A 7,513-nucleotide genomic window follows, 5' to 3' on the forward strand; every position below is an offset into this window, starting at 1 on the left:
CCCCACTGCCGAACTTCCCGGTGCGCGCGTCCGCAGCCGACGCCTTCACCGAGGTGCTGCTCACTGACTTCACTGCTGGATACTGCGAACTGCACCTACGGGTACTGCTACCGCGTCAACAGCGGTCCTGCTCACGGCGGCCCCTGATCACTGCGGGCCGCCCGGTCCGGTCGTCAGTCCCGTCGCCATCCTGCAACCACCCTGGCTTCGGTACTCCACCACCGCACCGCCCTGCGAACTGCAACTGCGTTACTGCCGGCCGGCAGTTCATCTCTGCCAGGCCCCGTTGATCTCGGCTACGAGAGAAACCATAACCACACCGCTACCCAATGTCTACTCCAGTCAACATAGATTTGCGCATGTTCGACGAGGAGGTAATCCACCTCGAACAGAGACGAGAGTGAGCACAAGACCGTCAGCCTGGTAGCGGCCACCGGCAGGAGCTCAAACACCCGCACGAAAACGCATCGGACGATCCAGAGACCGGGGTGACCGGTGACCTGGCTGACCTGGCTGACCTGATGGACCCGATGGGCATCGACGTCGCTCCCGCCCGCTCCACCACCCCGCCGGCACACGCGAGAGCGCCCGGGCCTTCACCGAGGGTCCTGTTCATCCGGCCGGGGCCGACACCGTGGCCCCTGGTCGTCTCGGAGCCCGTCACCCACGCCCAGCGCCACGCAGGCGCCACCCGCACCCCGGACCTGACAGCGCACCCGGAAAGCACCGACGTGCCGTGCACGACCGCAGCCCTGCGCCTCCCGGCGCCTCTAACCTTTGCGCAGCTCGGCCCAGACGCGTGCGACCATCCCATCGGCCACGTCCTACGGGGTCCCCGCCCGCACCAGAATGATCCCGCGGGACCGGTCCGGGAACGTGACCTCCCGCATCTGTGTACCCAGCGGACCCATCACCCCATCCGACACGACGGCCTCCCTCCGACGACTGCCACCCACGCCAAAGGGACAACCCACACAAGACGACGCCCCCCACCACACGGACTACAACCCCCCTGTCACAACCAGCCCCCCACTCCAACAACCGAGGATGCAGGCCTGCTGCCCACAGCCCTGCTCGGCTGATGTGGGACGGGACTGTTTCGTGATGTCGCTGGACTCCGCTGCCCGCATCGGTTCTGCTCTCGAACGCCTGAGTGCGTCTGAGGCACCCGCCAGCGTCTGGAGCACGAGCGCGGAGCCCGCCTCGCCCAGCTGCAGGCCGTCGACGAAGCCTGTGGCGGCGCTCCGCAGGCCGATGATCTGCAGGTCATGCAGAGGGCAGCGATTCGAACAGGCGCTAAAGGAGATCGACGCCGTCTTCGCCCGGCTGCAGCAGGGCACGTACGGCATATGCCAGGGGTGCGGCAGGTCCATCCCGGTGGAGCGGCTGGAGATCCTGCCATACGCGCGGTGCACAATCGCAGTAGGCGTCCTTCAGGTGCTGCGCCCGCGTACCGTGCTAGCGCTCGACAGCGTCATGGCCATCGCCCTGGGCACCGGCGCTGACCCGTTTCGTCCGCCGCTCGTAATCGACGTCGGCTTCCACCTGACCGAGGTGGCGCTGCTGGCTGACGGCGAGATCATGACCGCCCGGCGGGAAGCCATGGGCACCCGCGCCCTGGAGGACAGCAGCCGGGCGGATCTGGTCACTGCCATCACCGCCCTGGTCACCACCATGATGCGCGACGATCCGCTGCCGCAGTTCGTCGATGCTCTCGACCGCGGGCCGCTGCTCGCCGGGGGCGGGGCACTGCGCCCGGAGTTGGTCTCCCAGCTGTCTGCGCAGCAGCACGCCCCGGTACAGCCGGCGACCCAGCCGCACACCGCCGCCGACGCCCTACGCTCCGCCCAGCACCACCCCTCTCTGGGACCCCCTTTGCACCCCACCCCCTGATGGAGCTGCCCCCAAGCGGTCCGGCAGCTCCGTTCTCGTGGCTGCAGGCGACGTGCCCGACCCGATTCCGCGAGCTCAGCCGCCGCCGATCCGCACCGTCCGCTGGTGGCGGTGACGGAGCAACCCGCTGCGCCGCCCAAGCGACCTGCTCCAGGCATGGATCGGCCTAATCCTCGCCATCACAGTGGCGATCACCGGCCCCTGGCCACGTGGGCGGTCAGCACCGCTGTGTACGGCACGCTCACGGCCACCGCAAAGCAACAGGCCCGCACCGGACGTCACACCACGGCCGCGCTCCTCAACGAGGCGCCAGAGCACCCAGAGCCCGGCTCAGCAGAAGCCAGAGAAACCCCGTACCCAGTCAAGGTCCGCTACACCGCACCCGACGGCACCGCCCGCACCGCCACCACCGACGCGGACCCCGGGCTTCCGGCCGGACACCGCTTACACGAGTGGACCAACGCTGCAGGAACGCTCACCAAACCGCCCATGCCCGCGTCATCACGTTCAGCGGCACCGGACAACGTCCCGAGTTCTTCCCCGCCAACCCCACCGTGTAGGGGTGCGGGGTGCCCGGAGCGTGCCGTCAGCCAGGTGAAGACCCTCTCGTCCTGCCGGGGAGCGGGGCAGCCCCGGGGTTGGCCCTGCGGCAAAGCGGTCTATCGGCCTGGCCGGGGATCGTTGTCGGCGAGCCAGCGCTGGATCTCGCTCGCCTCGCGCACCCACCCGGCGTCAATAAAGAGCTTGCCCTGAAGGGCCAGCCCATTGCACAGCGGAATGAGAAACTGCGCGGGTTCATCAGCGACGAGCGGGCGGCAGATCTCCACCGCCTCTCTCGCCGCGGTGAAGGCTTCTAGCGGCCGCCCCACCTCCCTCATCCACGAGCCGAGATTGATCAGCGAGGTGGCGAGGTCGGGCTCGTAGGCTGCCCGGTTGCCCGCCGCCAGCCGCCGGAAGATCTCCACCGCCTGCCTCGTCACGGTGAGCGCTTCCTGCCGACGCCCCACTCCTGCAAGAAAGTTGCCGAAGTTGTTCAGTGAGCGAGCAAGATCGAACGCGTGGGCGGCCGGGTTGCCCGCCGCCAGCCTGCGCCGGATCTCCACCGCCTCCTCTGCCGGGGCGAGGGCTTCGTCCCGCCGCCCTAACTCCGACAGGATGAGGCCGAGGTTGTACAGCGAGCGGGCGAGCACGGGCTCGTGGGCGGCCGGGTTGCTCGCTGCCAGCCGACGGTGGGCCTCCACCGCTTCCCTCGTCACGGCGACGGCCTCCTCCCCCCGCCCCACCTCCAACAGGCTGGCGCCGAGGTTGGACAGCGAGGTGGCCAAGTCAGACTCGTGGGCGGCCGGGTTGCTCGCCGCCAGCCGACGGTGGGCCTCCACCGCTTCCCTCGTCACGGCGACGGCCTCCTCCCCCCGCCCCACCTCCGACAGCCGGTTGCCGAGGTTGGTCAGCGAGTGGGCGAGGTCGGGCTCGTAGGCGGTCGGGTTGCCCGCCGCCAGCCTGCGCCGGATCTCCACCGCCTCCATCTCGGAAATGAGTGCTTCCTCCCACCGCCCGTTCTCCGAGAGGCGGGCGCCGAGGTTGGTCAGCGAGTGGGCGAGGTCGGGCTCGTGGGCGGCCGGGTTGCCCGCCGCCAGCCTGCGCCGGATCTCCACCGCTTCTTCTGTGGGGGCGAGTGCTTCCTTCCGCTGCCCTTCCACCGACAGGAAGGCGCCGAGGTTGGACAGCGAGGTGGCCAAGTCAGACTCGTGGGCGGCCGGGTTGCTCGCCGCCAGCCGTCGGTAGACCTTCACCGCCTCCGTCGTCACGGCGAGGGCTTCATTCCACCGCCCCACCTTCGATTGCTGAGCGCCGAGATTCGTCAGCGAGGTGGCCAGACCGGGCTCGAATGCGGCGGGGTTGACCCAGGCCAGGCGACGCCGAATCTCCACCGCTTGCTTAGTCACGGTGAGGGCTTCCTGCCTCCGCCCCACATCTGAAAGGAAGGTACCGAGGTTGCTCAGTGAGTGGGCGAGGTCGGGTTTGTGAGTGGGGTCGGTGCGGGTCAGGGTGTGCCAGGAGCGCGCCGCCGTTTGTCCGGCGGTGACGGCGTCCTGGCGTAGTCCGGCGTTGGATTGGCGTCTGGCGAGTTCGTCGTGGGTGCGTGCGTGTTCTGCGGGGTCTTCGGTCGTGGCGAGTCGATGTTGGGCTAGGCGGACCGTGAGGGCGGCTATGCCGACGTCGAGGTCGGTGTGCCGGTCAGGGGGTAGGTGGGGTTCGATCGCTTCCAGGACCGTGATGTCCAAAGTGTCGAGCCCGGCCAAGGTCGCCAGGGCGATGCCGCCAGCCTGGATGGCAAGTTCGGGGTGCTTCTTCAGCAGGGGAAATAGCTGGCCGATGGCGACGTGGGGCCAGCGGCGGGCAGTTTCGATCAGTACGGTCAGGGCGTCGCGAGTCCATGGTGCAGGTGCGGCGGTGTTGGTGTGGCCGAGGATGAGGCGTTCGGCGGCCTGGTGGGCCCAGTCATCGGTGATCGCCCCGGGCAGCGGGTGCGGGGTGCCGGGGGTGTTGGGGTCAGCCGGGGTGGTCAGGCCGATGAAGTCTTCGCCGAGGCGGTCGGGATAGAGAGGTTCGAGCACAGTGACGGCACGGGCAGGGTCGGCGTGAGGTGGGGGGTAGCAGTACCGGTGGTCGTCCAGGAGGGCGTTGGCGGCATCGGTGGAGTCGGCAAGGCCGGCCTGAGCGAGGGCGGCCCAGCCGTGAGTGCGGGCCAGGGGGCGAGTGAGGGTAGCGGTCAGCACGGTGCGACCCATTGCCTCCGGGGTGGTGGACAGCGGTTGGGATGAGCGCTGGTGCAGGGCGCTCCAGTGAGCACGTTCGCGTTTGAGGAGGTAGGCGGAGGCCCGGGCTGGGCTGACGGGGGCAGGGTCGTTGTGCAGGTGAGCGTCGACGGCGGCCAGGGCGGCGATATGGATGGTCAGGATCTGGGCATAGTCCTTGTCGCTGTCCACGCCCAAGGGAGGACCGATGTGGTCGGCCTGGTCGGAGGGCAGGCGGAGATGGTCGGCGAAGTGGTCTCGGGCTTGGCGGAACAGCGCGGCTCGTGTCTGTGGGTCATCGGCCAGGGGCAGCAGCGGGTGGAGTTCGGCGGGGGCGTCGAGGGTGTCGCCAATCCAGGTATCCAGGCTCTCCCACCAGACTCCAGCTGGCCGAGCCAGCAGCAGGATGCGCACCGGAACACCAGTGCGGTGCACGAGCGGCTCCTGCAGGAGTTTGCGCAGGTCCATTGCGGGCCAACGCTCGGCATAGTCGGCTACCAATAGAATCCCGGCGCCGGCGTCAGGCAGCGAGCTGGTGGCGATGGGGTCGGCACCGGCCTCGTTGACGGCCGCCTGCCACACCGTCCACCCCGCCTCACCGCTCAGGTCGGCGAAGTGGGCGGCCAGGCGGGTCTTGCCCTGCCCGCCGGGACCGTGCACCAGTCGGATCGACAGCCTCTCCACCGGATCGTCACGCCAGCGGGCCAGCTCGTCGAGGTCACGATGGCGGCCGGTGAAGGGCACCACCTGGTGTACTGCCCGCAGCAGCCGGGAGGGCTGCTCAGCCAGCATGCGGGCGGGCACCGGCCGCGCAATGGTGGGGAAATCCTCAATCCGGTAGGCGGGCTTCCACTGATAGACAAACTGAACGTTCTGGTTGCCGTGCTCGCCAGCCTGGACGACGGCGGGGCCGTGGAAGGTGTTGTTGTGTACCCGGTCGTCGTTCATCAGGCGGACGACAGGGTCGTCACGGCTGGATGCCGAAGCGGACGTCCTGGCGGTTGTGGTTACCGGCCTGGACGGCGGTGGGGCCATTGAACGTGTTACCCAACACGAGCCCGCCTCCGGTAGAAAGTTGGGGTGCGGCCTGCTTCAACAACTGCTGCAGTTCGGCGGTGGCCGCGGCGCGCTGCTGTTCGTCCAGCTGCTCCAGGAGGGTTTCGATGCGGGTGGTCCACGCGGTCTCCTGCCGCGTCCTGACCTGGTCGGCGACGGTGGTGTCGGCGGCTTCGAGTTCGGCGGCGCTGTGGTCCAGCCGCTCCAGCTCACTGTGTTCGCGTGCGGTGTCCCCGCGGCCGAACCACCGTGCCAGGCGGCTGCGCAAGCCTTCCCACGCATCAGTGCCCGCCGCCTGCACTACTGCACTGCCCCCTGCTGCGGCCAATACCGTCATCGCCTCAGCCAGCATTGTTTCCCCCTTGCTGCCAGCCTTGCATGCCCGGTCAGTCTGAGACCGTAGCGCTCGAGCGGCGCATACACAGTGTCTTTGCGAATACACGCTCAGCCACGGCCGCCCGGTTCCCGTCTCGTGCTCCACGAATTGCGGCGGACACTACTGGTAGTTCGTTAGATACGGCGGTGGTGTGGGTCGACGGCAGGTCGGGGTGGCCGTAGGCCGGTGGTAGGAGTCAACTGCCTTGCTGGAGGTTGAAGATGACCGCGCGCGGTCCGTGTCCGCCCGCGCCAGGGCCGTTGGAGGAGTATGCGGCCCGGTTCGACGACCTCTTCTTCAGTCTGGCGCAGCGCCGGGGTTTCCGTGAGTACCTGCCCGGGCTGCTAGGGTCCGTCTTCAAACGGATCTTACCCAGATCGGGAATGACGCGAGACTGACCCCCTTGCGAGCAAAGCCGTTCGAGACGCCATTTGAGACCGTGACACCATGTACCGCATGACGACGAACCGAAAGGTCCATGCCGCGTAGACGGCCAGGACAGATCCGTGCCGGCGCCTGCGGCAGCCACTGGACAACAGGTGCGAGGCCAGTCATCGACGGCCTGTCTTCGCGTGCACTGTCCGAGATCATCCGTCTCGAGCGCACCCGCAACTATCTTCAGCCAGGCGACGTCAGCGCGGCTGTGGGCCTGTGGAAGGACTACGTCCACCAGCCTGAGCGTGATCTGTGGCATGACTACGAGTGGGGCAACGTGCACTGGTACTGCTGCGGCAACCCTCTCGAAGCCCGAGCCCTCCTCAAAACCGTGATGCAGGCCATATCGCCACGAAGCGCGCGAGAACTTCGAAAGATCGTCAGCCGGTCAGACGACGTCTGGAATCTTCCGTCCCCGCCTTACGACACGGACGGAAGATAAGGAACAAGCTCAGCCCGCCATATCAGCCTGAAGCACCAAGAAATCGCCTGGCCTCCGCCCACAGGCGGAATCGGGTTCACCCGCATCCCCTCAGCCGCCTGCGGCCCAGCGAGCTCCGACAGGATCTGCTGGTACCCCGGACAGAACCTCCGCGACCGTGACCCGAGCGTTGGCCAGCTGCGACAGCGCCGCGTGAGCCGCCCCGAGCTCGCCCGCTCAGCCTCCTCCTCTAACCGGGCCACCTTTTCGCGAACCTTCTTTCCAGGGCCTCCAGCAGACCGAGCACCGACGGCGTGACCACCTCCGAGAACGGGACGAGCAGAGTCGCCCGCCAGAAAGAGCAGTTCATACGCCACCAGCCCGAATCTGAGGATCACGTTCGGAAAGCGGAAGCCTTCTTACGAGTTGGTGCGTGATTGCGGGTGGGGCGTGTTTGGGGTGGTCGTGGCCTGATCTCAGACGTTGCGGGTGCGGTCGGATACGAGGCTGGCGATGGCGCGGTAGGTGTCAGGC

3 protein-coding genes are annotated in these 7,513 nt (G+C 68.0%); 1 reads left to right on the forward strand and 2 read right to left on the reverse strand.

Annotated elements, in window-relative coordinates; genetic code table 11:
- Positions 1–1,254 precede the first annotated feature (1,254 nt).
- Positions 1,255–1,893 (forward strand): TraR/DksA C4-type zinc finger protein, encoded by a 639-nt coding sequence (locus ACFY5C_RS41130; RefSeq protein WP_389455186.1) that lies wholly within the window; start codon positions 1,255–1,257, stop codon positions 1,891–1,893.
- Between the two features lie 659 nt (positions 1,894–2,552).
- On the opposite strand, the gene ACFY5C_RS41135 is transcribed toward ACFY5C_RS41130, so the two are convergent.
- Both ACFY5C_RS41135 and ACFY5C_RS41140 read right to left on the reverse strand, forming a co-directional pair.
- Positions 2,553–5,639 carry a tetratricopeptide repeat protein gene (locus ACFY5C_RS41135; protein ID WP_389455188.1) on the reverse strand — a complete coding sequence of 1,029 codons (3,087 nt, stop codon included), beginning with the start codon at positions 5,637–5,639 and terminating at the stop codon, positions 2,553–2,555.
- Between the two features lie 19 nt (positions 5,640–5,658).
- On the reverse strand, positions 5,659–6,099 hold the full coding sequence (locus tag ACFY5C_RS41140; RefSeq protein ID WP_389455190.1) for a hypothetical protein: 441 nt from the start codon (positions 6,097–6,099) through the stop codon (positions 5,659–5,661).
- Positions 6,100–7,513: the final 1,414 nt, after the last annotated feature.

The sequence above is a fragment of the Streptomyces sp. NPDC012935 genome (assembly GCF_042900345.1).
Lineage (GTDB): Bacteria > Actinomycetota > Actinomycetes > Streptomycetales > Streptomycetaceae > Streptomyces.